Annotated in this window: 26 protein-coding genes and 1 tRNA gene; 9 read left to right on the top strand and 18 right to left on the bottom strand. The window is 43.9% G+C overall.

The window, feature by feature from the left end:
* Nucleotides 1–158 precede the first annotated feature (158 nt).
* The 4 genes from KD145_RS06870 to KD145_RS06855 form a co-directional block, all read right to left on the bottom strand.
* Nucleotides 159–851, bottom strand: coding sequence for a hypothetical protein (locus tag KD145_RS06870; RefSeq protein ID WP_212005168.1), 693 nt, complete (start codon nt 849–851; stop codon nt 159–161).
* A 72-nt stretch (nt 852–923) separates the two neighbouring features.
* A complete protein-coding gene (locus tag KD145_RS06865) occupies nt 924–1,493 on the bottom strand; it encodes a Crp/Fnr family transcriptional regulator (protein WP_212005167.1) in 570 nt (189 codons plus the stop codon).
* A 17-nt stretch (nt 1,494–1,510) separates the two neighbouring features.
* Nucleotides 1,511–2,710 carry an MFS transporter gene (locus KD145_RS06860; RefSeq protein ID WP_212005166.1) on the bottom strand — a complete coding sequence of 400 codons (1,200 nt, stop codon included), beginning with the start codon at nt 2,708–2,710 and terminating at the stop codon, nt 1,511–1,513.
* Nucleotides 2,711–2,807: 97 nt separating this feature from the next.
* On the bottom strand, nt 2,808–3,539 hold the full coding sequence (locus KD145_RS06855; RefSeq protein WP_212005165.1) for a response regulator transcription factor: 732 nt from the start codon (nt 3,537–3,539) through the stop codon (nt 2,808–2,810).
* Nucleotides 3,540–3,771: 232 nt separating this feature from the next.
* On the opposite strand from KD145_RS06855, the gene KD145_RS06850 reads away from it, so the two are divergent.
* Entirely contained in the window at nt 3,772–4,383 is a 612-nt protein-coding gene (locus KD145_RS06850) for a DUF3667 domain-containing protein (protein WP_249219752.1), read from the top strand.
* Nucleotides 4,384–4,458: 75 nt separating this feature from the next.
* Here KD145_RS06850 and KD145_RS06845 read toward each other — a convergent pair whose 3' ends face one another.
* From KD145_RS06845 to KD145_RS32455, 7 genes are all read right to left on the bottom strand, one after another.
* A complete protein-coding gene (locus KD145_RS06845) occupies nt 4,459–4,872 on the bottom strand; it encodes an SRPBCC family protein (protein WP_212005163.1) in 414 nt (137 codons plus the stop codon).
* Complete coding sequence (locus tag KD145_RS06840) at nt 4,862–5,380, bottom strand: SRPBCC domain-containing protein (protein ID WP_212005162.1); 519 nt, start codon at nt 5,378–5,380, stop codon at nt 4,862–4,864. Before KD145_RS06840 ends, KD145_RS06845 begins: the two co-directional genes overlap by 11 nt.
* Nucleotides 5,377–5,697, bottom strand: a complete 321-nt coding sequence (locus KD145_RS06835) for a helix-turn-helix transcriptional regulator (RefSeq protein WP_212005161.1) — start codon at nt 5,695–5,697, stop codon at nt 5,377–5,379. The genes KD145_RS06840 and KD145_RS06835 overlap by 4 nt, the downstream gene beginning before the upstream one ends.
* A 149-nt stretch (nt 5,698–5,846) precedes the next feature.
* The gene (locus KD145_RS06830) at nt 5,847–6,275 is read right to left on the bottom strand and encodes a DUF2147 domain-containing protein (RefSeq protein ID WP_212005160.1); all 429 of its coding nucleotides are present in this window, start codon (nt 6,273–6,275) and stop codon (nt 5,847–5,849) included.
* 561 nt (nt 6,276–6,836) lie between these two features.
* A complete protein-coding gene (locus KD145_RS06825; RefSeq protein WP_212005159.1) occupies nt 6,837–8,153 on the bottom strand; it encodes a hypothetical protein in 1,317 nt (438 codons plus the stop codon).
* A 15-nt stretch (nt 8,154–8,168) separates the two neighbouring features.
* Nucleotides 8,169–9,557 carry an aminopeptidase P family protein gene (locus KD145_RS06820; RefSeq protein ID WP_249219751.1) on the bottom strand — a complete coding sequence of 463 codons (1,389 nt, stop codon included), beginning with the start codon at nt 9,555–9,557 and terminating at the stop codon, nt 8,169–8,171.
* 213 nt (nt 9,558–9,770) lie between these two features.
* On the bottom strand, nt 9,771–9,899 hold the full coding sequence (locus tag KD145_RS32455; RefSeq protein ID WP_256441275.1) for a hypothetical protein: 129 nt from the start codon (nt 9,897–9,899) through the stop codon (nt 9,771–9,773).
* Between the two features lie 215 nt (nt 9,900–10,114).
* On the opposite strand from KD145_RS32455, the gene KD145_RS06815 reads away from it, so the two are divergent.
* Nucleotides 10,115–10,190 (top strand) — tRNA-Lys (locus tag KD145_RS06815).
* A 205-nt stretch (nt 10,191–10,395) separates the two neighbouring features.
* Here KD145_RS06815 and KD145_RS06810 read toward each other — a convergent pair.
* The 5 genes from KD145_RS06810 to KD145_RS06790 all read right to left on the bottom strand — a co-directional run bounded on the left by KD145_RS06810 (nt 10,396) and on the right by KD145_RS06790 (nt 15,407).
* Nucleotides 10,396–11,406: a YhcG family protein gene (locus KD145_RS06810; RefSeq protein WP_212005158.1), complete on the bottom strand. Its 1,011-nt coding sequence runs from the start codon at nt 11,404–11,406 to the stop codon at nt 10,396–10,398.
* A gap of 447 nt (nt 11,407–11,853) precedes the next feature.
* Nucleotides 11,854–12,711 carry an RNA polymerase sigma factor SigJ gene (gene sigJ / locus KD145_RS06805; RefSeq protein WP_212005157.1) on the bottom strand — a complete coding sequence of 286 codons (858 nt, stop codon included), beginning with the start codon at nt 12,709–12,711 and terminating at the stop codon, nt 11,854–11,856.
* The gene (locus KD145_RS06800; RefSeq protein WP_212005156.1) at nt 12,711–13,286 is read right to left on the bottom strand and encodes a carboxymuconolactone decarboxylase family protein; all 576 of its coding nucleotides are present in this window, start codon (nt 13,284–13,286) and stop codon (nt 12,711–12,713) included. Before KD145_RS06800 ends, sigJ begins: the two co-directional genes overlap by 1 nt.
* Before the next feature lie 105 nt (nt 13,287–13,391).
* A complete protein-coding gene (locus KD145_RS06795) occupies nt 13,392–14,312 on the bottom strand; it encodes an AraC family transcriptional regulator (RefSeq protein ID WP_212005155.1) in 921 nt (306 codons plus the stop codon).
* A gap of 189 nt (nt 14,313–14,501) precedes the next feature.
* On the bottom strand, nt 14,502–15,407 hold the full coding sequence (locus tag KD145_RS06790; RefSeq protein ID WP_212005154.1) for an NAD(P)H-binding protein: 906 nt from the start codon (nt 15,405–15,407) through the stop codon (nt 14,502–14,504).
* A gap of 185 nt (nt 15,408–15,592) precedes the next feature.
* On the opposite strand from KD145_RS06790, the gene KD145_RS06785 reads away from it, so the two are divergent.
* Nucleotides 15,593–16,465, top strand: a complete 873-nt coding sequence (locus KD145_RS06785) for an AraC family transcriptional regulator (RefSeq protein WP_212005153.1) — start codon at nt 15,593–15,595, stop codon at nt 16,463–16,465.
* 97 nt (nt 16,466–16,562) lie between these two features.
* The gene (locus KD145_RS06780; RefSeq protein ID WP_212005152.1) at nt 16,563–18,512 is read left to right on the top strand and encodes an oleate hydratase; all 1,950 of its coding nucleotides are present in this window, start codon (nt 16,563–16,565) and stop codon (nt 18,510–18,512) included.
* Between the two features lie 83 nt (nt 18,513–18,595).
* Here KD145_RS06780 and KD145_RS06775 read toward each other — a convergent pair whose 3' ends face one another.
* Both KD145_RS06775 and KD145_RS06770 read right to left on the bottom strand, forming a co-directional pair.
* Nucleotides 18,596–19,717, bottom strand: a complete 1,122-nt coding sequence (locus tag KD145_RS06775; protein WP_212005151.1) for a hypothetical protein — start codon at nt 19,715–19,717, stop codon at nt 18,596–18,598.
* Between the two features lie 180 nt (nt 19,718–19,897).
* Entirely contained in the window at nt 19,898–20,275 is a 378-nt protein-coding gene (locus KD145_RS06770) for a helix-turn-helix domain-containing protein (protein ID WP_212005150.1), read from the bottom strand.
* 307 nt (nt 20,276–20,582) lie between these two features.
* On the opposite strand from KD145_RS06770, the gene KD145_RS06765 reads away from it, so the two are divergent.
* The 5 genes from KD145_RS06765 (at nt 20,583) to KD145_RS06745 (ending at nt 23,821) form a co-directional block, all read left to right on the top strand.
* Entirely contained in the window at nt 20,583–20,912 is a 330-nt protein-coding gene (locus KD145_RS06765; protein WP_212005149.1) for a helix-turn-helix transcriptional regulator, read from the top strand.
* A 55-nt stretch (nt 20,913–20,967) separates the two neighbouring features.
* Nucleotides 20,968–21,807: an arsenite methyltransferase gene (locus KD145_RS06760; protein ID WP_212005148.1), complete on the top strand. Its 840-nt coding sequence runs from the start codon at nt 20,968–20,970 to the stop codon at nt 21,805–21,807.
* 39 nt (nt 21,808–21,846) lie between these two features.
* Nucleotides 21,847–22,923, top strand: a complete 1,077-nt coding sequence (gene arsB, locus KD145_RS06755; RefSeq protein WP_212005147.1) for an ACR3 family arsenite efflux transporter — start codon at nt 21,847–21,849, stop codon at nt 22,921–22,923.
* A gap of 30 nt (nt 22,924–22,953) precedes the next feature.
* Nucleotides 22,954–23,367 carry an arsenate reductase ArsC gene (locus KD145_RS06750; protein WP_212005146.1) on the top strand — a complete coding sequence of 138 codons (414 nt, stop codon included), beginning with the start codon at nt 22,954–22,956 and terminating at the stop codon, nt 23,365–23,367.
* Nucleotides 23,368–23,443: 76 nt separating this feature from the next.
* Entirely contained in the window at nt 23,444–23,821 is a 378-nt protein-coding gene (locus KD145_RS06745) for a hypothetical protein (protein WP_212005145.1), read from the top strand.
* The last annotated feature ends 12 nt before the right edge of the window (nt 23,822–23,833 follow it).

Genomic DNA, 23,833 nt, shown 5'->3' with positions numbered 1-23,833 from the left:
ATTTAATTGCAGCACAAAGATAAGTCCGGAATAATAAAAGGCAAAAATATCTTTTATTATTCCGGGAATGCTATTCGAGTGCGAGGATAGACGGATTTTAATATTATTATATTTAATAAAAAACTATGTAAAAGCAGGCCGGAAATATAGCTGATGACCTATTTCCAGAATGGTTTCGTACGGAGGTGGTGAAGGGGAGCATTGCATTCGTTTTGGAGATAATGGTGAATGGCAATACAGGTGGCCGGATGCCCTAAAGTGTACACCATAGTATTTTCAAAACTTGCCGGGAAAATTCCTTTTACTTTTTCTAGTATCACTTGTTCAGAAACGGGGCTTACAATATGATACTCAAAAGGAAAACTGTGGTCTATATCAGGGAAAATGTCCGCCTTACTTTCTGTATAAATAAAGCTCTTGATGTTTTTGCTGATAGCCAACCCCCGGTTTATTTCATACAGGTGAGATAAGGAGGTTATATCACCAATCAACACATAGTTATCAGCACTGTTATCTACCAGCAGCTTGCCTCCTGGCTGTTCAAAATATACAATGTCGCCTGGTTGCACGGACTTAATCCAGTCAGCACCCTTTCCATTTGAAAAAGTACAAATAGCAAAATCTGCAATCTGATGAACAGGTTCATAGTTCCAGAAGGAATATTTTCTGTCTTCGCAGTCAATGTCGTAATGTGGGTTCCCCAGGAAAAATTGAGCGGTAAAACCAGGCACATACTGCATTTGAGAAAAATCCTGGCTTTGTACTTTTATATGAAAAGTATGTCCGGCAATCTTTTCTTTCATGAGGATGATGCCGCTCTGAATGATCCTGGCTTCTTTTCTATTTCCCATAGTCAAAGTTTTATGGATGCAAATTTGGCAACTGCCTCATCCAAAAACGTTGACCTGAGTCAAAAAGCGATTTTAAATTTTAGATTTTAGTCTGCTTAATGTTTCCTGCGAGATATTGAGATAGGAGGCTACCATTTTGTTGGAAAGCCGTCTTACGATATTCGGATTTTCTTCCAGTAACAGGCGGTATTTTTCTTTGGCGTCCAATGTAAGGAACGACATCAGCCTCCTGGTATTGGTGACGTACGCGATTTCAAGATATGACCTGTAAAATTTCTCCCACTGGGGTATTACCTCCAGCAGATGGTAGAAGTCTTTATGGGTGATATAGAATACTTCGGAATCTTCAACCGCCTGCATAAATTCTTCAGAAGGTTCGCTGGTTATAAAGCTGACCAGTGCGGTTGCAAACTGTCCTTCAAAGGCAAAATATCTGGTGGCATCCTGACCTTCTTCTGTAATAAAAAAGATGCGCAAACAACCAGTGCCAACGAAAAAAGTCCGTTGGCTGGTTTGTCCGTGTGTGAGCAATAACTCGTTCTTCTTTAGCTTCACCGGCTTAAAGTAAGATAGTATAACTTCCAGTTCCTGCTCACTAACGGTAATCCTGCTTTTAATATAATCCACTAACTGATCGTACATAAAGACAAAAATATTAATTATTTTTTCGTTCGATGTGCCTGATTCAGCAGTATAGCAATAGCAGCGGCAACTGCAGCAGCCAGGTAGATAAACGCGTATCCGCAATATCCGGCTAACAGCCCTGCCAGTGGTCCGGTAATGCCTAGCGCGAGGTCAAAGAAAGCAACATATGCGCCTAATGCTACGCCTCTGTTTTGTGGTGCCACTTGTTTAACGGCTTCTACACCTAATGAAGGAAACACCAAAGAGAAACCAAACCCTGTAAGTGCTACACCTGCGAACGCCATCTGGGAAGATGTTGCCATCCTGATGCAGGTGAGCCCCGCAACTTCCACCAATAGCGAATAAAAGGCAATGATATGACCACCGTGTTTATCAGGCAGATGAGAAAAGAACAGGCGTGCCAATATATAGGCAATACCGAAGATAGTGAGTGATAACGAGGCGTTCTGCCATTGCTGCTGTGCAAAGTAAAGTGTGATGAAAGATGCAATCACCCCAAATCCCACTGTCGCTAAAGCCAATCCGCTACCTTGCCGCCAAATGGATTTAATGACTTTGTAAAACGGCATTCTTGCACTACCTGCCGGCATTACACCTTTAAGTGTAACAGCCAGTGCAAGTGCTATAGCAGGCAAAATCAAGATGGCTATAAAAGCCTGGTTTAATGAAAGGCTGTTCTCCATCCACATGCCGATAGGAGCACCAAATGCCAGCGCACCATACATTGAAATCCCGTTCCAGGCCATTACCTTACCGGAATATTTTACTCCCATCAGACCTATTCCCCATGACAATGCGCCTGTTATCAATAAACTTTCTCCAAACCCTAATACCAAACGCCCTATTAGTAACAGGACAAGACTGATGGAAGGCTGCGATACTGTTGCATTGGAGAGCAAATAAAATACCCCGGTCAGGGCGCAGAAAATTAAACCTGAACAGACAGACTTTTTACTGCCTCTGGTATCACAGATAGTCCCTGAAAAATGTCTGCTTGCCAGTGTAGCTGCTGATTGAATGCCGATAACAATACCTACCATCAAACTGCTGTAATGTAGTTTATTGGTTATAAAAGAAGGCAACGTACCGAGGGATATGCCCAATGTTAAAAAGCCGAGGAAAACAATGCTGCAGAGCGTCAGCAGATGTTGAATGGTTCCCGTTTCCGAAGATGTATCAATGGCTGCTGCTGATTTTAATTTTAAATATTCCATTTCATATCGTTTTTAATTCCGGCACAAAGTTGCCATTGTGCAAAACGATAAACCTTGATCCAGGTCAAAAACGGAAAACGGGTTGCAGATAATGGTATTAAATAAGTTTACTATTCACGGCATAAGATAACGCATCCATAATATTATTTACTTCCAGGCGCTCAAATATCCGTCGCCGGTAGTATTTAATGGTATCCGGTGCTACAAAGATCTTTTCCGCAATCTGATTAATGGAGAGCCCTTGTGCATGCAGGCGTAAAACTTCTGTTTCCCTTTCGGTGAGCACAGGCTTTTCAGACTTATGCCACATTTTCTTTCCGACGTTCAGTTCCCACATTTCGACGGAGCCCTGTTTATAAATACGGGCATTGCCAGCTGCTTGATGATGAGAGAGCGATACGATACACATGGCCTTCCACATCTTTCCGTTGCTGGTAAGAAAAAGCGGTGTCAGCTTATGATTGATCAGGATTTGTTTACCATCCTTCTGGACCAGATGGAAATCATAGGTGATGCTGTAAAGTTTTCTTTCCTGTACAGGAACGCTTGCATAAAAATCAAATCCCACTTCGTTAATCAGCGTCAGTAGTTCCAGTTCCTTTTCCGGAACATGCCGGAAGTAAAATTCATAACCCAGTTGAAGTACTTCTCCGGCAGAATACCCGCATAGGAACAACGGGTTCTCTGATACGTACTCAAATGACATGTCGGTATAATCAATCAGGTACAGACTTTCGTAGGTCAGGCGTGCGAATGCCTTCACCACTTCCAGGTAGTGTTGTTCATGCTGGTCTGTTTCCTCGATTTCCCCTAACTTATTTTTTGTCAATAGGCGCGAACTGGCGTTATTCCTCATTTATAACATTTAAATGGCTATAAATTTACACGCTGGTGTAGGCATTCGCAAGCTTTTTGTTTTGATTTTTGACAGAAAGACATATTATACTATGGAATTATCCGGTGCCAGGAGTTGCAGAAATTGTAACCAAACTGTAAATGAAAAGTATTGCGGCAATTGTGGCAGCCCTGTTGTTTTGAAAAGAGTTGACGGGCATTATATCATGCATGAAATTCAGCATATACTGCATTTTGAAAAGGGAATTCTCTACACCATCAAGGCACTCCTGTTGCGGCCCGGACAAAATATCAGGGCATTTGTCTCCGAAGACAGGAGCCGGCTTGTTAAGCCGATCATTTTTATCATCGTCACTTCCCTGATCTATACGAGCATTACCCATTTCTTTCACATCGAAGGAAATCATGGGGGGCCGGCACATTCCGCTACAACGGCTATCATGTCATGGATCGAAAGCCACTATGGCTACTCCAATATCATTATGGGGATTTTTATCGGCTTTTGGCTGAAATTAATGTGCAGGAAAAGTGGTTATAATTTCTTCGAAATATTGATTATGCTGTGTTTTGTGATGGGAACAGGCATGCTTCTCTTTGCTGTATTTGCGCTGGTAGAAGGCATAACCGGGACTAATCTGATCCTGTTGGCTACAGCTGTTGTTCTTATTTATTGCTCATGGGCAATCGGGCAGTTTCTGGGTGGAAAGAAGTTCGCCAGCTATTTGTATGCTATGATAGCGTATCTGCTGGGAATGATCTCTTTTACCGCGTCAGCTATTTTGCTCGGATTTCTGATCGATTCGTTTAACAAAGCATAAATAGACCCTTCTTAAAAAGAACCCTTCAGATCGTTGGATTTGAAGGGTTCTTTATTTATTACAGGTTTTTCGATGTTAGTTGGCTTCTGTATATTTCTTGAAATTATCAAGTATGGCCTGCCAGCCGCCCTTTTGCATTTCAATAGGGTTCTCCGTTTCAGGATCAAAGTTTACCACAACTTCGGTTTGGTTGCCGGTTTTATGGAAGGCTACCGTTGCTTGTCTGCTATCTGGCATGGTATAGGAGAGTTTTTCACCATCCACCACTTCATTGTAGGTAGCTTCGAAGTCAAAGCCAAAACTTCCGTCTTTTGCTTCCATTCTTGCCACATATTTTCCACCTACCCGCATATCATTGGAGGCGGAAGGGCAATGCCAGGAAGGATCTGCAAAGTTCCATCCGGTAATGTGCTCAGGTTGGGTGTAATAGTCCCAAACTTTTTTAGCGTCTGCGTTGATGACAGTAGTCACTGTGACTTTAGTGCTCATTTTTTCTGTGGTTTATAGTTGATAAAAGTTCATCCAGTTTTTCCAGGGTAGCGATCATTCCTTGTTCCATGCCCATTTGAACAACCGCTTCCAGATCGGAAAGCGACTTATAGGTCACGACTGTTTCTACTATAGCGTTTTCGTCTTTATCGGTGAATGTTACCAGCCACTCTGCACGGGGTAGGTTTTCATTGATTACACCTTCTGCATCACAGAAAGCATCCAGGGAGGTATAATAGTCGATGGGTTTGATTTTCACGTAGTCAGTCCAACCCCAGTATTCTGTGCCGTTGGGCTCCACCATGGCGTAATGCCAATGTCCGTTTTCACGGAAGTCCATCGATTTTGTTTTGGTGGTCAGCGGTTTGGGGGCAAACCATTTATCCAGCAATTCGCTTTTAGTGTAACAGTCCCAAACCAATTCGCGGTCGGCTAAAAACTCACGTCTGATGGTGAGTGTATTTTTTTTCTTATCTACCAGGAAGTCGAACTGCAAATTATGCTTCATTTTTTTTGTTTTTTAATCGTTGATAAAAGTTCGTCTAGTTGTTGAAAGCGATTCTCCCATATCTTCCTGAATTGTTCCAGCCATTTATCTATCTCTTTCATTTTTTCAATTTCAAGTTGATAATAAATCTCCCGTCCCTGATGCTCTTGTTTTACCAGCTCACATTCTGTCAGTATTTTTAAATGTTTTGAAACGGCTTGTCTGGTCGAATCAAAATGTTCGGCAATCGCATTCGGGGTCATTGCTTGTATGGCCAGCAAAGCGATGATGGCCCTACGTGTGGGGTCGGCAATGGCTTGAAAAACATCTCTTCTCATAGTAGCTTATTTTGTTTCCGAAACCAATTGGTTGCAAATATATGTGCAACTTTTCGGTTTCGCAAATTTATTTTCGAAATTCCCCGGCAGGCCAAAATTGTATCATTTTTTTTAATACAAGCAGGTGCGGCGGTAGGAGGTAATATTGTCTACTGTCTGGTGAAGACAGCCGTTCTTCCAAACAATGGTGTTCCGATATATCCCCTGATTTCCAGTTTGTCACCTTTCAGGCTCATGACACTGCTGTAAGTCTTGCCGCTTTTAGGGTCATATACCTCACCATCTACCCACTTGCCATTTTCGAATGCAAAACCGGTAAGTATTACCATGTTCAGTAAGGTCCGGTCTCTCAGGCTTGTATTTTTATTTTTACTGTCTTTACGTGGTGTTTTTCCGTCGGCCTCAAATGGTGTTTTCATCCACACCAGTTTCCCATAATACTTGCCGGATGATTCATAGATGTCCACCTTCCCGTCTTTTTCCGGGTTAAACCACAGGCCCTTGATTGCGTTGGCGGCCTGAGCAAATCCTGCCATACTGGCCATAGTAAATCCTATTACTAATGCTAATCGTTTCATGTTTAGATTCTTTAAAATAAAAATAAAAGCAGGCACTGATATTTTTTTGAAGGTATATTAAAAAAGGCGATTCCCGAATTAGTTAATGCTACTGAACGCTGGCTGCGGGATATAGTAATAAACGGCGGAAGTTGTCAAGATGTCGCGTGAAATGAATGCTGGTAGCTGATTGGCGTGTTTTTTATATATTTGTTCAAATATCCCTATATGAAAATAAGACCATTAAATTATACTCCCTGGTATAACAATCCGAGAACGCTTATACTGTTTATCATTTTCATTCCTTTGGTTGGATTAATTGGATTGGTTAAAACAACGCTGATCTCCGGAAAGAAAAAACTATTGATGATTCCCGCATTTATAGTGATCATACTAGCGTTGGTATTGTTTCTTACCTTTCTTTCGTCTATTTAGCGGGTGCAGCGTGGGGTTAATGTATATTATATCAATAAACATTTAAGCTGCAGTTTTGGGTTAGGCATAACCTGATTCTTCAGAGAAATAAAGAAACCCTTGCAGACATTTCTGCAAGGGTTTCTTTATTTTCTTCAGATGAACAGTTTATTTTGTACCTCCTGCTTTGATCAGATCTGCCGGTGTGATCTGGTTGCTCAACAGATATCCGAAAGCATCCCACCTTTTCTCCGGTTGTCCTGCAGCAGTTTTGGTGTTGATATAGTTTTTGATCAGGTCCTGCCCGTAATTGTAGTTGATTACATAACTGCGGTTTTTGCGGATGAACTGCAATCCTTTTTCGGCCGCCTCGCGGTTGAGCAGGGTGTAGTTCAGCAGCCACTGTACTGCTGTGGAGTCAGACATGCTGCCGTTCAGCATTCCTCTTGCCACTTCGTTGCGTGCATAATTGAGCCGGCCTTTTATGTCCAGTGCTTTGAAATAGGCTGTGATACCGGTGGTGTCGAGGCCTGCCAGTGGCAATAACACTGCTTTGGTAAAGGTTGTTTTCTCTTCTCCAGGGAAAGCTATTTCAATTCCGTAGTTGGCACTGCCTTCTGCTATCAGCGACTGAGGGCTGAAGAGTGGATACAGAGAGATCTCTACCCATCCTTTGTCGTGATACAGATTTTTTTCGAGCAACATATTATATACGTGATGACCGGGATAACCTTCGTGGCAGCCCAGGTCTATCGCTTTCTCTATAAAGATCTTCAGGTCGGCGCTGATCTGGATGAGGCTTTTATAGTTTCCCTTGTACCAGTTATATCCCATCCAGGGCTTGCCGCTGACATATTCCAGCGTAAAGCTCTCTGTGGAGGGCAGATCATAATGCTGCAAGGTGCGCTTGCGGGCTTCCTCAATACCTGTTTTAAAAACAGTGTCCAGTTTATCCTTTGGGATCACAAAGCGGTTGGCCAGTTGTTGAAAACGCTCTGGTACCGGGCCTTTGCCAGGCAGCAGGCTATCCAGTTCTGCTACCAGTGAACGGTAGTGTTCTTCGGGATATACCGGTGCCACAGCCCCAAACAATTCTTTGGATTCTTCATCAAATGGTTTGAATTCGCCGGAGAATATCCTGATACGTCTGCTGAAAGCGGTGAGCTGCTGTGTGATCCAGTTGGCGCGGATGCGGATAGTATCATTGTCCGTTGCACCGGAAATGTCCTGCAATGCCTTTTTGAGCGCATCTACTTCTGCGAGGAAGCTGTCTTTCGGGAACGAGCCCTGTTTGGATGCGGGCTTCAGGGAGTCGGGACCATAGTAGGCATCTACAAAATCAGGGTCATACTGCCCGATATTCAGTCCGAGGCGCACATACTTTTGTGCGAGCAGGTCCAGCTGCTTTTTTCCGGTATCCTTTGTTGGGCCTGTGTTACAGGCGAAGATTAATATAAGTGGCAGTAGCCGCAGGGTGTTTTTCATGTTATAAAAGAACATTTATTTTGCGATCAGGTCTTCTATTTCGGCAGCTGTTCTGGCGAATGGACGTCCGAGAATGCGGCTGCCACCGGCTGTTACCAGGAAGTTGTCTTCCAGGCGTACGCCGCCGAAATCATTATAGGCAGCCAGCTTATCGTAACAGATAAACTCCCGGTGTTTGTCTTCCGCCTGCCAGGCGGCGGTGAGCAAGGGGTTGAAGTAGATGCCGGGTTCTATCGTCAGTACATAGCCTTCTTCCAGTTCACGTCCGAGTCGGAGGGACTTCAATCCGAAGGCAGTACTTTTCTTCAGATCATCTGTATATCCTACATATTCTTCTCCCAAACCTTCCATATCATGAATATCCAGTCCGAGCATATGTCCCAGGCCACAGGGGAAGAAGAGTGCGTGTGCGCCTGCCGCCACGGCCTCTTTGGCATTGCCTTTCATCAGGCCTAGTGCAATCAGTCCTTCCGCGATCTGTTCGCAGGCGAGCAGGTGTATGTCTTTAAACCGGATACCGGGTCTTACTGCATCAGCGGCGGCCTGGTAGGCATGGTACACAATGTCGTAAATTTCCCGCTGTGCCGTGCTGAATTTTTTATTCACGGGATGTGTGCGGGTAAGATCGCCTGCGTATCGCATGGCGTTTTCAGCGCCACAGTCGCAGAGTACCAGTTGTCCGTCCCGGAATGCTGTTTTATGAGGATGGTTATGGAGGAACTGTCCGTTGGCCGTGAGGATGACGGGGAAGGAGATATTACCACCGGCGGCGATAGCGACAGCCTGCAGGCGGCCAGCGATCTCCGTTTCAGTGACGCCTGCAGCCGCTAGTTCCATGGCTTTGAGCTGCATATCTATCGTGGTGTTGACGGCTGTTTCTATCTGTGCAATTTCTTCTGCAGATTTGATGGCACGCTGACTGATCACCGCTTTTATAAACTTCACGGATATACGCTGTTCCACTTCCTTTGTCGGGATGTCCAGCCAGGCGGAGAGCTTTAGGGTATGTTCCGGCCGGTAGGGTGGCAGAAAGTGGACAGCGCGCTGTAATTTCCCGGCCTGTGTCAGGAAATTGTCCAGCTGCGATAATGGCCTGACGTCTGAAATACCCGCCCTGGCGGCATGTGAAGCCAGGGAGTCTACAGGGCCTGTCCACATGATCTCTTCAACGGTAGCTTCATTACCGAATAATATCTCCCGGTTGTTATCAATATCCAGCACAAATGTAAGCCCGGGCCTGTCTATCCCTGTGAAATACAGGAAGCTACTGTCCTGCCGGAAAGGATAGATATTATCCCTGTAATTCATGCCGCTGTCGTCATTTCCGGGTAGTAAAATGATACCGCTGCCCATATCCGATTGCAGCCTGTTTCTTCTATTGATATAAGTTTCCTTTAAAAACACGTGGTGGTGATTTAATAATTAGCAGATATTATCAACGCTAAAAATAAGGAACAAACACGGATGATGAATCACAGGGTTAAAAAGAGGCTAGAGGCGGTTAATAATTGTAAATCGTCAGTGCCGGGAGCCCAGGTTGTGCCGGCAGAACTGTGCGAAGATGCGAAGGTCAGCAGTGGGGCCGGAGGCGCCATTAACTTTTGTTAATAAATGAAGTCATCCTTTCAGGTTGCCTCTGATCCCGCTGAGAGAAACATTGGTGATGCCCAGGTAGGAAGCGATATAATGATGCGGAACATGCAGGAGTATATGTGGTTTTTCATTAGCACTGTTGTGGCGTATCACGTATGAATGAAAGCAATTCTTTCGCGTAGTTTATCTGCCTTTCAAACAAAAAGTGAATGATATCATTCAGTACTCCATTATCCCTGCCGAGGTCTTTGCAGATGATATTAAAATCGCTTTTGGTGAGGATGTTTTTTGTGGTCTGAAATTTTTCTTTAATTTTTTTTGGAGAAGAAAATATTTTTTATACCTTCGCGCTCCGTTTGATAGGAAATGATTCCGTAGCTCAGTTGGTAGAGCAATACACTTTTAATGTATGGGTCCTGGGTTCGAGTCCCAGCGGGATCACCACAAGAATATCAAAGGAAATTAAAGCCGCTTAAATCGTAGGATTTATGCGGCTTTTTGCTTTACCTTAGAAAGGTAAACCATATCAAACGAATCTGAAAGGATACAAAAAAGGATACAGTAAATAATTCTCGTCTAATGTATCCCTTTTTCTGGTAAAGTCATATCAGCAAAGAATATTACTTGGTCTCAAATAAGGAAAAATACCTTACTCGTCCATTAATTCCCTTTCCATTTCTTCAATTGTGGGGAGTTGAGTTTTAAGGTCATCAGGGATTATTTCTGATAACTCAAAAGAACTAATGCCAATAGGTTTATTTAAATCGCGAAGCGCATATTCCACTTCTATTTTATCTTTTAATCGGCATAATATTATTCCGATAGATGGGCTATCGGTTATGTGTTTTAATTTACTATCTACCGCAGAAAGATAAAAGTTCAATTTGCCTGCATATTCAGGTAGAAATTTTCCTGCTTTTAATTCTATGACTACGAAACAGCGTAGGTGCAGATGATAAAATAACAAATCCAGGAAATAATCTGAATCACTGATTTCTAATTTATATTGACGGCCAACAAAGGCAAAACCCTTTCCCAGCTCCAGCATAAAGTGGGTAATCTTCTGCGTTAGGGCAAGTTCAATCTCTCGCTCTTGCGCATTCTCTTCCAATCCAAGAAAATCAAAATGGTATGGATCTTTAATAGTCTCTGCTGCCAGATCAGACTGTGGTTTAGGAAGAGTTGATTCGAAATTGTGATCAGCCTTTCCTTGTCTTAAATGATAATTATGTTTAATATTAATTTCTAATTGATTCCTTGACCAACCATTTTTATGGGTGGCTTTGGCATATAAAACTACTGTTTCCAGGTCTTTAATTTTAGAAATTAACAGTCGTTGGTACGACCAGGGCAATTGTGCCACAGGCTGTGGCACAAATTCAAATTGATGAGAAAAGAAAATATACCATTGTCTGATTGTATACAAATTTCTGCGAGAGAAACCATTGATCTGTGGGAAACTTTTTTTGAGATCGATAGACAATTGTTCCAGAAAATTCTCTCCCCATTTGTATTCAGTTTGTTTGGAGATAATTTCCTTTCCCAGCTCCCAATAAAGTTCTATTAAAACTATATTGAAATTGGAAACTGCCTTTAATTGAGCTTGTTTTACCTTGTTTTTTATTTCCACCAGCCATTCTCTATAAGCTTTGTTGGTCATTTTAATTGTTTTGCATTTGATAGCAATCGTCGTCCTTACAGGTGAAAATTAATGAGTAGTTGTGCAGGAAATCTCTTCGTTATGTGAATAAAAGAAGGTTAACTCACCAATAACATTCTTTAATGTAAAAATGATAATTGATGTATAAAATTGAGCATGAGTTTTCACTCCGGTATAAAGAAAACTAATCCAGAAGGATACAAATTAGGATACAGTAGCTTTGAAATCCGTGAAAAGTGGCGCCAATTAAGCCTTTGATATAGTCCCAGCGGGATCGCTGGAAACTAACAAAGCCCGCGCACTACAAGGTCGCGGGCTTTGTTAGTTTGGTCTGCAATCGGAGTGCTTTTAGTATTCCAATTTTATATGTTTACGCAGTTTTAAGATAGTGTCTAAATAATTAAGCATAAACGTACTCCCTGCGAAGTTACCAAAGCAGCAATCGGCTTACCTGGCAAGTTCGGTTGGTTTGTCCAGCCGTATCAGCTTGTGAGGGTTTGCGATCGCGTAGATCCGGGCAATCCTTCCATTTTCCACAACGAAGCTCACTACGGCGGTCGCGCCATCTCTTTCGATACGGGCTCCCGGCTTACCGTTAAGCCACACCGTACTTGCGGTAAATACCTGATTCGGATGCGTGAGCAAATTCGCCACTAGCTCACTTCCGCGGACAGGAGCTGGGGCAGCGGGCACGAGTCCGCCGCCATCGGCAATCAGAACAACATCCGGCGCCAGGATCTCCATCAGTTGTTGCAGCTGTCCGGTTCGCAACGCGACCAGGAACTGTTCCACCACAGCTTGCTGCTCGGACCGGCTCACCAGCTCCCGCTGATGTCTGGCTGTAACATGTACACGTGCTCTTCGCGCGATCTGCCGGACCGTAGCTGCGGGTTTTCCGATAATTTCGGAGATGTCGCCATATGGTATATTGAAAACCTCGCGGAGCACGAATACGACACGTTCCATCGGCCCAAGCGTTTCCAACACGATGAGCATTGCGATGGAGATACTCTCTGATAATTCGAGATCCCCGGCAACATCAGGGTTTGTCAGCAACGGTTCCGGCAGCCACTCGCCAACGTATTCCTCGCGGCGACGCGACAATGTTCGCATCCAATTGAGTGCCTGCCGCGTGACGATACGAATGAGGTAAGCACGCGGGTCGCGCACCTGCGAGTGATCAACGTCGGCCCACCGGAGCCACGCCTCCTGCAGTACGTCCTCTGCATCAGCCGCAGAGCCGAGCATCTCGTAGGTGATCGTAAATAGCAGGTTTCGATGGGAAACAAAAGGATCCTGGTCCATTATTTTAATACTGCGCCAGACTTTCCGGCAGGTTTAGTTAGCGGAATTTCGCAGGCATCGGAGTAGCCTTGCGACTTGATACCATGTGCCGTGTTGGCCCTGGTCGATAAATTAGCAAAGCCGATGAGCGCAGTCAGCTCCACCAATGCCGCGGGACCAAGCTGCTGCAGCAAACGTGCAGACAACTCATCGGTGACGGTCGTAGGCGTGTTGCTCATAGCCTCAGCATACTCCATCACGTCCCGCTCCATCGTCGTGAATACGTTCGATTCCCGCCACCGCGGTACCTGGCTGGCCTTAGCGAGGTCCAACCCCTGGTTCTCTGCCTGAAAGTAACCGATGTCGAGACACCAGCTGCAACCAACCAATGCGGCGACAGCCATGTGCGCAAGGGACTTAAGATGTTTGTCACATACATCCCATTCGCTCACCTTGCGCCCGAACTCCAGGTTGGCTTCGGCGACCTTAGGGTTGTGCCATATCACCTCAACGGGTTCTGGCACGGCACCTAGCTGCCTGATCATGTTCTCCCTGAGCTCAACAGGGAGCTCCGCTTTTGAAATACGTAGTGTCATAATAATGTCCTCCTTAAATATTTTTTTGTTCAAGCATAAAGACACCGCTGGACCTGTAAATGTGACATCATCAGATGGCGGATAAGAAAAAAAATACAAAAGGCTTCAGTTCAGATCAAATGATTTTCGGAATTCCAGCGGTGTAAGGGACGTCTTACTTTTGAACAGTTTGTTAAATGACTGCGTATGCTCAAAACCTAAATTGTAAGCTATTTCGCTTACGCTAAGGTTCGTGATTGACAATTTCTCTTTGGCCAATGCTATCAATTTCTCGTGAATAAACTGCTGGGCAGTTTGTCCTGTCAGGGTTTTGAGCATAGTGCTTAAATATTTCGGCGACAGATGTAATTTTCCCGCGAAATACTGCACCGTAGGGAGCCCTTTTGTGCTGGCGATGTCATCGCTGAAATAATCTGCAAATAATAGTTCCAATTGGTCCAGCATTTGATGGCCGGCCCGCTTTCGGGTAATAAACTGGCGATTGTAATATCGCTCGGAGTATTTAAGCAGCGTCTCAATCTGAGAAATAATAATTCCCTGACTAAATTTGTCAATATTAGCATGATATTCTCGCTGGATGTTCCTGATGATATCCATCAAAGTGTCCTCTTCCTTTTGGGAAACAAACAGTGCCTCATGGATTGTATAGCTGAAATACTCATACTGCTTTATTCCATTAGCCAAAGACGTATTCCAAAAAAAATCCGGATGGATGAGCAACATCCATCCGGATTTTTTAGCAGATGAGGCAGTTATCTGTTCTATGCGGAATACCTGGCCCGGAGCGATAAAGAACATTATGCCTTCGTCAAAATCGTAGGTCTGCTGACCGTACTTTACTTTGCCACCAATATTTTTTTTAAGTGATATTAAGTAAAAATCAAGCGTCCAGTTACAGTCAAAGTATTCTGGCTGCAACTGTATATCCGCATAGTCCACGATACTGATTAAAGGGTGCTCCGGCGGATTAAGACTTCTGGTTTGATGAAACTCCTTAATTGTGCTTAATTTCTGAATTTTCCTCATACACTAAAATTTTCGGCAGGGCTATTTTGAAAATGAACCACACTTACCTACTACTCATCTTGCGGTACTTTTATCCGAAGTTAAAAAATACTTTTAATAGAACAGTTACGCGGGTACCACCACCTCCTGTAATTGGGCCACAGCTGCCATGGAGCCGTGGCCATCCTAAAGGCCGGTTATAGCGGTGCTTTATTTCCTGTTATAAGCTTCGGCAAATTCCTTTACGAAGTCTTTCAGCTTCACCTTGCCTAACGACGGTTTGTGTTGATTGTAGTCTTCGTAAAGCTTCCCGTTACCCTGGCTTTCCTGCAGTTCGACAAAGCCCTTAGCTACCTGCTCATTAAAACCAATGCTTAGCCAGCTATTCAGCAGCTGTTGGCTTGGAATAACGAGCCATTTCAAGTCGGGTTTGCCGATGGCTTCTCCCAGGGCCCTGGCAATCTCATTGGGCGAGATCTCATCGCTTGCGACGTAGCGTATTGTTTTACCCTCAAATTGTCTGTCCACCTCTTCGGCAATGACGGCAGCAATATCTTTCGGTGAGACCCATGGCTCTTTAACATCACCGCCATAATTGGAAATGATGGCCCCCTGGGATCTGATATTATGGATAAAGGAAAATAGGTTGATGTAGAAGCTGACCGGACGAACGAACTTAATAGATACATCAGCCGGCAGTTGGCGAAGAATGGTCTCCACATGATGGTGGAAACGGATGATACCTGTTCCCTTATTCGTATGTGCGCCGATGCTGCTGAGATGTATAACCTTCTTTACGCCGGAGCGTTCTACGGCCTCTTTGTAATTTTGGCCGATTTTAGTAATGTCGCTGATAAAGTCAACTGATTTATCGAACATATCACCAACAGCTTCCATTGTTTCCATAAGGTATACGATGTCAGCACCTTTAAAGGTTTCCGCCAGAAAATCCACATCCTGCAATTTACCAATGGCCGCTTTTGCACCAAGGAGTTCAATGTTTTTCTGACGTTCAGCATTGCTGCTGATAACAGTGACTGCATGGCCGTTGCTTACCAGCGTTTCTGTGAGAGGCTTGCCAATGTTTCCAAGCGAGCCTGTGAGTACGATGTTCATAGTAGTGCTTTTGTTGACTCAAAAGTCCGAACAATGAATAAGACGGATGTAGCCGAAAGTCGTAATATTGTAGCCAAAAGGATGCGGCGGGTATTGTACGCTACAGGCCGCAAAGGCTTTTGCAGCAGTAGAAAGGTTGGGCGTAGCCAGGCAAATAATGAGGAATTAATTTATAATTATATTTAATGAAAGCATACGAAAGTCTGAAAGAAACTTTATCATTTTACGGAGTACTGTGCAATGAGCCGTACTACATTTCTTCAGGGAATCCGATTTTCGAATTCCCGAAAACAGCTTTCAGGATTGATTTTTACGCATTTTGCATTTGTGTATCCGGAAAAATGGAAGTCGAAATAGACAACCGCACCTATCATATAGGCCCCAACAGCTTTCTCATCTCAGCACCATCTACTATCATCCGCATTGTCCATTTCAGCAAAGACTTCAGGATGAAACTCCTTTTCTTTGATAAAATATTTTTGCTCAGGAATATTGCCAACCCCTTTTTTATTGAGCAACTATCTTTGTTCAGGAACTTAACGTTCAGTGTTATCACTCCCGGTGAAGAACATTCCCAGCGATTATTTGCACAGCTGAATTATCTCAAACAGCAAACAGGCCGAAAAGGCAGGTTTATGGAGGATATCATCAGGACTATTATTATTCAGCTTCTACTCGAGGTAGCCACACTTGTCGATAACGAAAGAGCAGAAATGGCTGACAACATCCAGGATGCAAACAACCTTTTCTTTAAATTCACAAAACTTGTACAGGAAAACGCCTCGTATTGTAAAGATGTACAGTTTTATGCAGACAAGTTGTTTATTACAAACAAATACCTGATCAGTATCGTTAAAAAGACAACAGGCAAAACTCCCCACGAAATTATAAATGAAACCCTGCTTAAAGAGGTTTGCGTATTACTGGGCAATCCGGAGAAAACGATATCCCAGATTGCGATGGACACAGGATTTAGTTCCACTTCATCCTTTGGGCGCTTCTTTAAGAAATACGTTTCCATTTCCCCCCAGGAATATAGAAAACACCAGTCGTTATAGCGAAAGCGAATTTCTGTATAAGATTGGCGAATTTGAGGATATAAGCGAATTTAGGTATAATTCTAACTTTGTGTTGTTAATCAAAAATGAGTCGAGCATGAATAACATCAATTCAAAATTCGAAAATTTTATACAAGCTTCTGACATCTATAGAAAAGTTGACCATCAACCGGATGCCAGCAAAGAGACGCCGAGAAACACGCCTGAAAAGTCAATGCCTTTTTCAGACCAGATAGGGAACTACCAACGCAATAAAGGTATCCCGACCAGATCCTATAAAGACAGCAAGGTGTATATCGTGGGTAGTGGTATTGCAGGATTGTCCACTGCTTATTACTTTATCCGTGACGGACATTTCACACCGGAAAACATCACGTTCATAGAGCAACTGCACATAGATGGTGGTTCACTGGATGGCGCCGGCAACGCCAAAGACGGATACATTATCCGCGGAGGCCGTGAAATGGACTGTACCTATGAAAATCTCTGGGACATTTTTCAGGATATTCCAGCCCTGGAAATGCCGCCTCCCTATAGCGTGCTGGATGAATACCGTCTTGTAAATGACAATGATTCCAACTATTCAATTGCAAGATTGATCCATGAACAAGGAAAAGTAAAGGACTTCAGCAAATTTGGATTGAGCAAAAAGGATCAGTTGACACTTATAAAACTGCTGCTGAAGAAGAAGGAAGAGCTGGATGATATCACCATTGAAGATTATTTCGGCAAAAGTTTCCTGGAAAGTAACTTCTGGACGTTCTGGCGCACGATGTTCGCTTTCGAAAACTGGCATAGTTTGCTTGAGTTCAAGTTGTATATGCACCGTTTCTTACACGCCATCGATGGTCTGCACGATCTTTCTTCCCTTATTTTCCCGAAATATAATCAGTATGATTCCTTTGTCACCCCTTTGGGAAGATGGTTGAAGGAAAAAGGTGTAAAGATCCGGTTCAATGCCCTTGTAAAAGATCTGGATATGCTTATCAATGCTGAAGGCAAAGTGGTCAAAGGGATCATTACCGAAGAGGAAGGAAAAGAAGTAGTTATACCGGTTACAGAGAATGATTATGTTATCGTCACTACGGGTTCAATGACCGAGGATACGTCTTACGGTAATAATACCACAGCACCGGTATTGGCAGTGGACAACAGCAACAGCGGCAAAAGTGCGGGGTGGAAATTGTGGAAGAACCTGGCGGCAAAATCTCCGGCTTTCGGTAAACCGGAAAAATTCTGTTCCAATATCGAAAAGTCATCCTGGGAGTCTGTAACATTGACCTGTAGACCTTCTGCGCTGGTAGAAAAACTAAAAACATACGCCGTAAACGATCCGTATTCCGGTAAAACCGTTACGGGCGGTATTATTACGATAACCGACTCCAACTGGCTGATGAGTTTCACCTGTAACCGCCAGCCACACTTCCCGACACAGCCGGATGACATGCTTGTATTGTGGGTTTATTCCCTGTTTATGGATAAGGAAGGAAACTACATTAAGAAGACCATGCCAGCTTGTACCGGCAATGAGATCCTAACTGAATTATGCTACCACTTAGGGATTGTGGAGCAGATTGACAATGTAGTGGAAAACACCATCGTACGTACTGCTTACATGCCCTACATCACGTCAATGTTTATGCCCAGGGCCAAAGGGGATCGTCCGCAAATCGTTCCTGATGGATGCAAAAACCTTGCTTTGATTGGACAGTTTGTAGAAACCAATAACGATGTCGTGTTCACGATGGAAAGTTCTGTACGCACTGCACGTGTTGCTGTATATACACTGCTGAACCTGAACAAGCAGGTTCCTGATATCAATCCGTTACAATATGATATCCGCCACTTGTTGAAAGCAACCAAAACACTGAATGACAATCAGCCGTTCATAGGAGAAGGCCTGTTGCGGAGAGTATTGAAAGGCACCTATTTCGAGCACATCCTGCCGGTAGGTTCCGATGCACACCCTCACGAAGAAGAAAAAGAATCTTTCCTGGCAGAGCAGTTCGGCAAGTTTAAAGAATGGGTTGCAAGCTTTAGGAGCTAAGTGTTTTAGAAAAAAAATTGTAAAATCATAGTAGAAAGAATAGCCGTTAATCAACCTGTTAACGGCTATTTTATTGTACCTGATTACTTGGTGTTCATGCTCGTGATCAGTGAAACCAGTGTGCTCGCACTAACAGGAACCGGATTGAAAGTTACTGTAGTGTAATTGTTGCCTGGAGCAGGGGCGCTGATAGTTACTGTTTTCTGCTCGGCATAGAATTGACCGCCAATAGAAGAGATGGCAAGGAAAGTGCCGCTCTGTCCTACAGGGATGGTGTTCTGATAGCTCAGGAAACCTTCAAAGCCTGCTGGCGGAGTGAAGATGGTATTATAGAATTTGATGATGCTATTGACACCAGTAGGTTTGAAGTACAGCATGGTTGGCTCTTCGCCGCTAAAGCTGGTACTGGTAGCGGGATTGTAATTGGAGTTGAAGTAGGCCAGTACGGTGGTTTTGGGGTTTGGAAGACTCATTAACCTATCGCAGTTGGTCCATTTGATCAGGCTGTCCAGTCTGAAGTTGAGGGTACCATTGGTGCCATCAAACAGTGCATATGCAGAAGCCGGATTGGTTACTTGCTGCCAGTCTACGCCCTTGTTTGCGCTAATGGTAGTAGATAAAGTGATGAGCTGGTTTACATAATTGTAACCAGAGGTGTTGATGGTGATAGAGGTATCACCGTTCCACATCGGGATGCGCTGGTCAACTGGTTTGGCAGCTGCCTGAACCTTGATGGCGCTGTCTTTACGTAATTGGAGCGGTGTTGTACCCTGTTTGGCTGAAACGAAAAATTCGCCGTAGGATTCCAGTGGCGCGCCTGTGTTGGTGGCGGTAGGTCTGTCCGCGAAGATCATACCTGCAGCATCACTAATTTCCTTTACGGAGAAAGTGATGGTACCGAGAGCGGAGCTGCCATCAGGTCTTACCAGTGAATTACCAGTAATGGTATACTGCCTGCCACTTTTGGTGGTAAAGGAAGCGCTCCGCTGGAGGTCTACAGTGTAGGTTTCAAATGCCGGACCATTTGCTCTCAGGAAAGTGTGGAGCTTTAATCCGTCCGGATCAGGTGCTGCTGCCGCTGCCACACCGGCAGAGAGCTTTTCTTTTGAAGAATCGGAAAGATCGTTTTTTAATTGCTTGGTACATGCGCCAAGTAGCAGGAGTACGGCGATGCCGCCTCCAATGTAGATGGAATTAATGCTCATAGCTTTGTCTTGAGGGAATTTAAAAATCGGGTTTCGAGTGATCAGTTATTTACAAAGTGTTTATAGGTTGAGCAGTGAAATTACCATGTATAACTGCTATAATAATTCAGATTAATAATTATTTTTATTTTATAGGTATAGTAGAGAGATGTTATACAGCATGAATCCTGAGGCAACCGTCTATAACGAACCATGTACAAATTCTCCATTATCTGTCACCGCTTTGTTACCCCATTGGGTGATGGCGTCCAGCACTGGTACAAGGCTTTTGCCCAATCTGGTTAAGTCGTAAACGACTTTGACCGGAGGTTTTTTGCCAAACACCTTTCTTGTTATCAATCCGTCTTTTTCCAATTGTTTCAATTGCAGACTTAACGTCATTTCCGTAATGGAAGGTATCTCTTTACGGAGTTCATTATATCTTTTTTCTCCGTCTTTAAGATGATAAAGAATAACGGCTTTCCATTTTCCTCCAACCAGATTCATGGTTAAACTAACAGTACAGGGATATGCTTTCCCGTTAAATTTTACATGGTCTCCTATACACTCTGTTTTCATTCGTAGTTCGTTTTTGAACCTATCTGTTTTGATAGATATGGCAAATGTATCATACTCAGAATAGTTTTGCAACTATAATAATGATAGTATAAAAACAGGATGAATTATGTCAACACATCTTATCCATTATATGTGGAAAATTGTTTAGGACTTACAACCAATAGGGGGAGAGGTTCCAATGTTTGCCAAATGGCGTTCCTCCTGAAACCCGTGAGTGTCCTGTTGGGGCTTTATATTGGCCGGATAAAAAAAATTTGTTCCTTTGGAAATATATCGTAATATTGCGATTATAATAAAACGCATATTCATGGGGGCTAGCAAGACAGATTTATTCACCAGACAACAGAATGAGATAGCTGCAATGGCCAAGGCACTTGCTCATCCCGCCCGTATTGCCATTCTGCAATACCTGGTAAAGAAAAATGCCTGTGTCTGCGGCGACCTTGTAGACGAGCTGGGCCTGGCACAAGCGACTACCTCCCAACACCTGAAAGAACTGAAAATAGCCGGCATTATCCAGGGCTCTATCGAAGGTGCCAGTGTGTGTTACTGCATCAATCCGAAAGTATGGAAACAGTACAGAGAGCTTTTTAACCTCTTTTTTAAAGAGGTAGATCCCAAAGGTAGCTGCTGCTAAAAAATTTTTATATATATCAATCGCAATATTGCAATAATACAATAAATTGTATAACATGACCACCGATGAACAAATGAAAGCGCTGGTAAAACAGAAATACAGTGAAATCGCTTTGCAGGACAAGGCCACTAACGCATCTTCCTGCTGTGGTTCCGGCTGCTGTTCTACTGAGGTATACAACATAATGAGCGATGACTACTCTACACTGGAAGGTTACAACCCTGACGCCGACCTGGGCCTGGGCTGCGGTCTGCCAACACAGTTTGCAAAAATCAAAAAGGGAGATACTGTTATCGATTTAGGTTCCGGTGCGGGCAACGACTGCTTCATCGCCAGACAGGAAACAGGCGAAACCGGAAAAGTAATAGGCATCGATTTCACGCCGGCCATGATTGAAAAAGCCCGGGCTAATGCGGAGAAGCTGAATTTCAATAATGTGGAATTCCGTCAGGGTGATATTGAAAAGATGCCTGTAACAGCCAATATAGCAGATGTTGTTGTCAGCAACTGCGTATTGAACCTGGTCCCCAACAAAAACGGCGTCATCAGCGAAATCTTCCGCGTACTGAAGCCCGGTGGACATTTCAGCATTTCTGACATCGTATTACAGGGCACATTACCTGCCACCATCCGGGAGGCAGCAGAAATGTACGCGGGCTGCGTATCCGGCGCCGTACAAAGGCAGGAGTATCTGGAGATGATCAAAAATAACGGCTTCAAAAACATCACTATTCAGAAAGAAAAGACCATCTCCATTCCGGATGATATTCTTTCCAACTACCTGAGCGCCGAGGATATCGCTACATTCCGCTCCGGCGGTACCGGTATATACAGTATCACTGTATACGCAGAAAAGCCTGCCGATGCTGCCTGCTGCGCTCCGGGCTGTTGCTGACCGATCATCTGAAAAAATCCAAATACCAATAACAACATCATGCAAAACTGCCATCCGGCTCAGCGCAAAAAACTGAGCTTTTTAGACCGGTACCTCACATTATGGATATTCCTGGCTATGGCCGTCGGCGTTAGCATAGGATACTTCTTTCCATCATCATCCGGATTTATCAATTCCTTTTCATCCGGTACCACCAACATACCGCTGGCAACAGGGCTTATCCTCATGATGTACCCGCCACTGGCCAAAGTGAAATATGAGAACATGGGGGAAGTATTCCGTAATACTAAAGTATTATCTGTTTCCCTGATACTGAACTGGATAATAGGGCCCATCCTGATGTTTATACTGGCGGTACTGTTTCTGCATGGATACCCTGAGTATATGACCGGCCTTATCCTGATCGGTCTTGCCAGATGTATTGCTATGGTGATCGTATGGAATGAACTGGCAGATGGTAACCGGGAATACGCAGCCGGGTTGGTGGCCTTAAACAGTATCTTCCAGGTATTATTATACAGTGTATACGCCTATATATTCATCACCTGGTTGCCAACTGTTTTTGGCATGAAAGGTATTACCGTGGCCGTATCCATTAAAGAAATTGCTACAAGCGTAGGCATCTACCTGGGCATTCCTTTTGCAGCCGGCATCATCAGCCGTTACAGTCTTATCGCATGGAAAGGGGAAAAGTGGTTCCAGGAGAAATTCGTTCCCTTCATCTCGCCGATCACCCTGATAGCCCTGTTATTCACCATCATCGTGATGTTCAGTCTTAAAGGAGAACTGATCGTACAGATACCTTTCGACGTAATCAGGATAGTGATCCCGCTGATGATATATTTCGTTATCATGTTCCTGGTAAGTTTCCTGCTGGGCAAAGCCATGGGGGCGGACTATTCCAGGAATACCTCCATCGCCTTCACCGCGGCGGGCAACAACTTTGAGCTGGCAATAGCCGTAGCCATCGGCGTATTTGGCATTAACTCCGGCCAGGCTTTCGTCGGTGTGATCGGACCACTGGTAGAAGTACCGGCACTGATTGCATTGGTCAATGTAGCCTTCTGGCTCCGGAGAAAGTGGTACGGCACTTCCGTCACCACTGTAAAAGCGTAAACAACTTTAAAACTTTATACCACCTATCATATGAAAAGTATCCTGGTCCTTTGTACGGGCAACAGTTGCCGCAGCCAGATAGCAGAAGGTTATTTAAGGCACTTCGCCGGAGAGAAGGCTGCCGTTTACAGCGCCGGCGTTGAAACACATGGCGTCAATCCCAGAGCTGTAGCCACTATGGCGGAAGATGGCATCGATATTTCAGCGCATACCTCCAACAATATTACAGAATACCGTGATATTCCGTTTGACTTTGTGATAACTGTTTGTGACAACGCAAAGGAAAGATGTCCCTTCTTTCCCACGACTGCACAGAAGTTCCATGAAAACTTCCCTGATCCGGCCAAAGCTACCGGCACCGAAGAAGAAATCATGGCGCAGTTCAGAGCAGTAAGACAGCTGATTAAAGATTATACCAGATCCTTCGTAGAGGCTAACCTGTAATGCAACAGCCAGTAAGCGCCATAGGGGAGTAGTAACCCGGACAATGCATTTATTCTCATGAAAAATTTATAAATAGATGATAAATTTAAATGGAGTAAAGGCCCGGATAAAACGTAATAAGTTTATAGATAATGCAGCTGATCATTTTCGGGATGAGCACTCCGAAATTGTGCAGCTTTTAAAAGGCAGAGGATATGATGCATTATTAGGTATTCAAAGAGAGGATGGCGTTTATACAATTATCGGAGAAAAGGCTTTGTACTATTCAACAGCTACTGGCTTTGAAGGAACGATTGCGCTGGAAGATTTTAAGACAATATTAACCAGGAATGCAATGAGCAAGGGACAGTTAGCGGTTTATGAGTACGTTAAGATAGACGAATCATCTGAAGTTTGGGTAAAGAATGCTTATACAATGAATGCCCTATGGAATACTATGCTCATGTTTTTATAGTTGTGTAAGGGG

Source organism: Chitinophaga sp. HK235, from assembly GCF_018255755.1.
GTDB lineage: Bacteria > Bacteroidota > Bacteroidia > Chitinophagales > Chitinophagaceae > Chitinophaga.
The sequence above is the reverse complement of the archived record's forward strand: the minus strand, read 5'-3'. Positions and strand labels throughout refer to the sequence as shown.

Excerpts from the sequence above, each read along its gene's own strand:
- KD145_RS06840 (WP_212005162.1), bottom strand. The coding sequence starts at position 5,380 with ATGAAGCATAATTTGCAGTTCGACTTCCTGGTAGATAAGAAAAAAAAT.
- KD145_RS06825 (WP_212005159.1), bottom strand. The coding sequence starts at position 8,153 with ATGAAAAACACCCTGCGGCTACTGCCACTTATATTAATCTTCGCCTGT.
- KD145_RS06865 (WP_212005167.1), bottom strand. The coding sequence starts at position 1,493 with ATGTACGATCAGTTAGTGGATTATATTAAAAGCAGGATTACCGTTAGT.
- KD145_RS06770 (WP_212005150.1), bottom strand. The coding sequence starts at position 20,275 with ATGAAAACAGAGTGTATAGGAGACCATGTAAAATTTAACGGGAAAGCA.
- KD145_RS06780 (WP_212005152.1), top strand. The coding sequence starts at position 16,563 with ATGAATAACATCAATTCAAAATTCGAAAATTTTATACAAGCTTCTGAC.
- KD145_RS06835 (WP_212005161.1), bottom strand. The coding sequence starts at position 5,697 with ATGAGAAGAGATGTTTTTCAAGCCATTGCCGACCCCACACGTAGGGCC.
- KD145_RS06750 (WP_212005146.1), top strand. The coding sequence starts at position 22,954 with ATGAAAAGTATCCTGGTCCTTTGTACGGGCAACAGTTGCCGCAGCCAG.
- KD145_RS06790 (WP_212005154.1), bottom strand. The coding sequence starts at position 15,407 with ATGAACATCGTACTCACAGGCTCGCTTGGAAACATTGGCAAGCCTCTC.
- KD145_RS06785 (WP_212005153.1), top strand. The coding sequence starts at position 15,593 with ATGAAAGCATACGAAAGTCTGAAAGAAACTTTATCATTTTACGGAGTA.
- arsB (WP_212005147.1), top strand. The coding sequence starts at position 21,847 with ATGCAAAACTGCCATCCGGCTCAGCGCAAAAAACTGAGCTTTTTAGAC.
- KD145_RS06830 (WP_212005160.1), bottom strand. The coding sequence starts at position 6,275 with ATGAAACGATTAGCATTAGTAATAGGATTTACTATGGCCAGTATGGCA.
- KD145_RS06870 (WP_212005168.1), bottom strand. The coding sequence starts at position 851 with ATGGGAAATAGAAAAGAAGCCAGGATCATTCAGAGCGGCATCATCCTC.
- sigJ (WP_212005157.1), bottom strand. The coding sequence starts at position 12,711 with ATGGACCAGGATCCTTTTGTTTCCCATCGAAACCTGCTATTTACGATC.
- KD145_RS06860 (WP_212005166.1), bottom strand. The coding sequence starts at position 2,710 with ATGGAATATTTAAAATTAAAATCAGCAGCAGCCATTGATACATCTTCG.
- KD145_RS06850 (WP_249219752.1), top strand. The coding sequence starts at position 3,772 with ATGCATGAAATTCAGCATATACTGCATTTTGAAAAGGGAATTCTCTAC.
- KD145_RS06845 (WP_212005163.1), bottom strand. The coding sequence starts at position 4,872 with ATGAGCACTAAAGTCACAGTGACTACTGTCATCAACGCAGACGCTAAA.
- KD145_RS06760 (WP_212005148.1), top strand. The coding sequence starts at position 20,968 with ATGACCACCGATGAACAAATGAAAGCGCTGGTAAAACAGAAATACAGT.
- KD145_RS06765 (WP_212005149.1), top strand. The coding sequence starts at position 20,583 with ATGGGGGCTAGCAAGACAGATTTATTCACCAGACAACAGAATGAGATA.
- KD145_RS06795 (WP_212005155.1), bottom strand. The coding sequence starts at position 14,312 with ATGAGGAAAATTCAGAAATTAAGCACAATTAAGGAGTTTCATCAAACC.
- KD145_RS06810 (WP_212005158.1), bottom strand. The coding sequence starts at position 11,406 with ATGACCAACAAAGCTTATAGAGAATGGCTGGTGGAAATAAAAAACAAG.
- KD145_RS06800 (WP_212005156.1), bottom strand. The coding sequence starts at position 13,286 with ATGACACTACGTATTTCAAAAGCGGAGCTCCCTGTTGAGCTCAGGGAG.
- KD145_RS06745 (WP_212005145.1), top strand. The coding sequence starts at position 23,444 with ATGATAAATTTAAATGGAGTAAAGGCCCGGATAAAACGTAATAAGTTT.
- KD145_RS06775 (WP_212005151.1), bottom strand. The coding sequence starts at position 19,717 with ATGAGCATTAATTCCATCTACATTGGAGGCGGCATCGCCGTACTCCTG.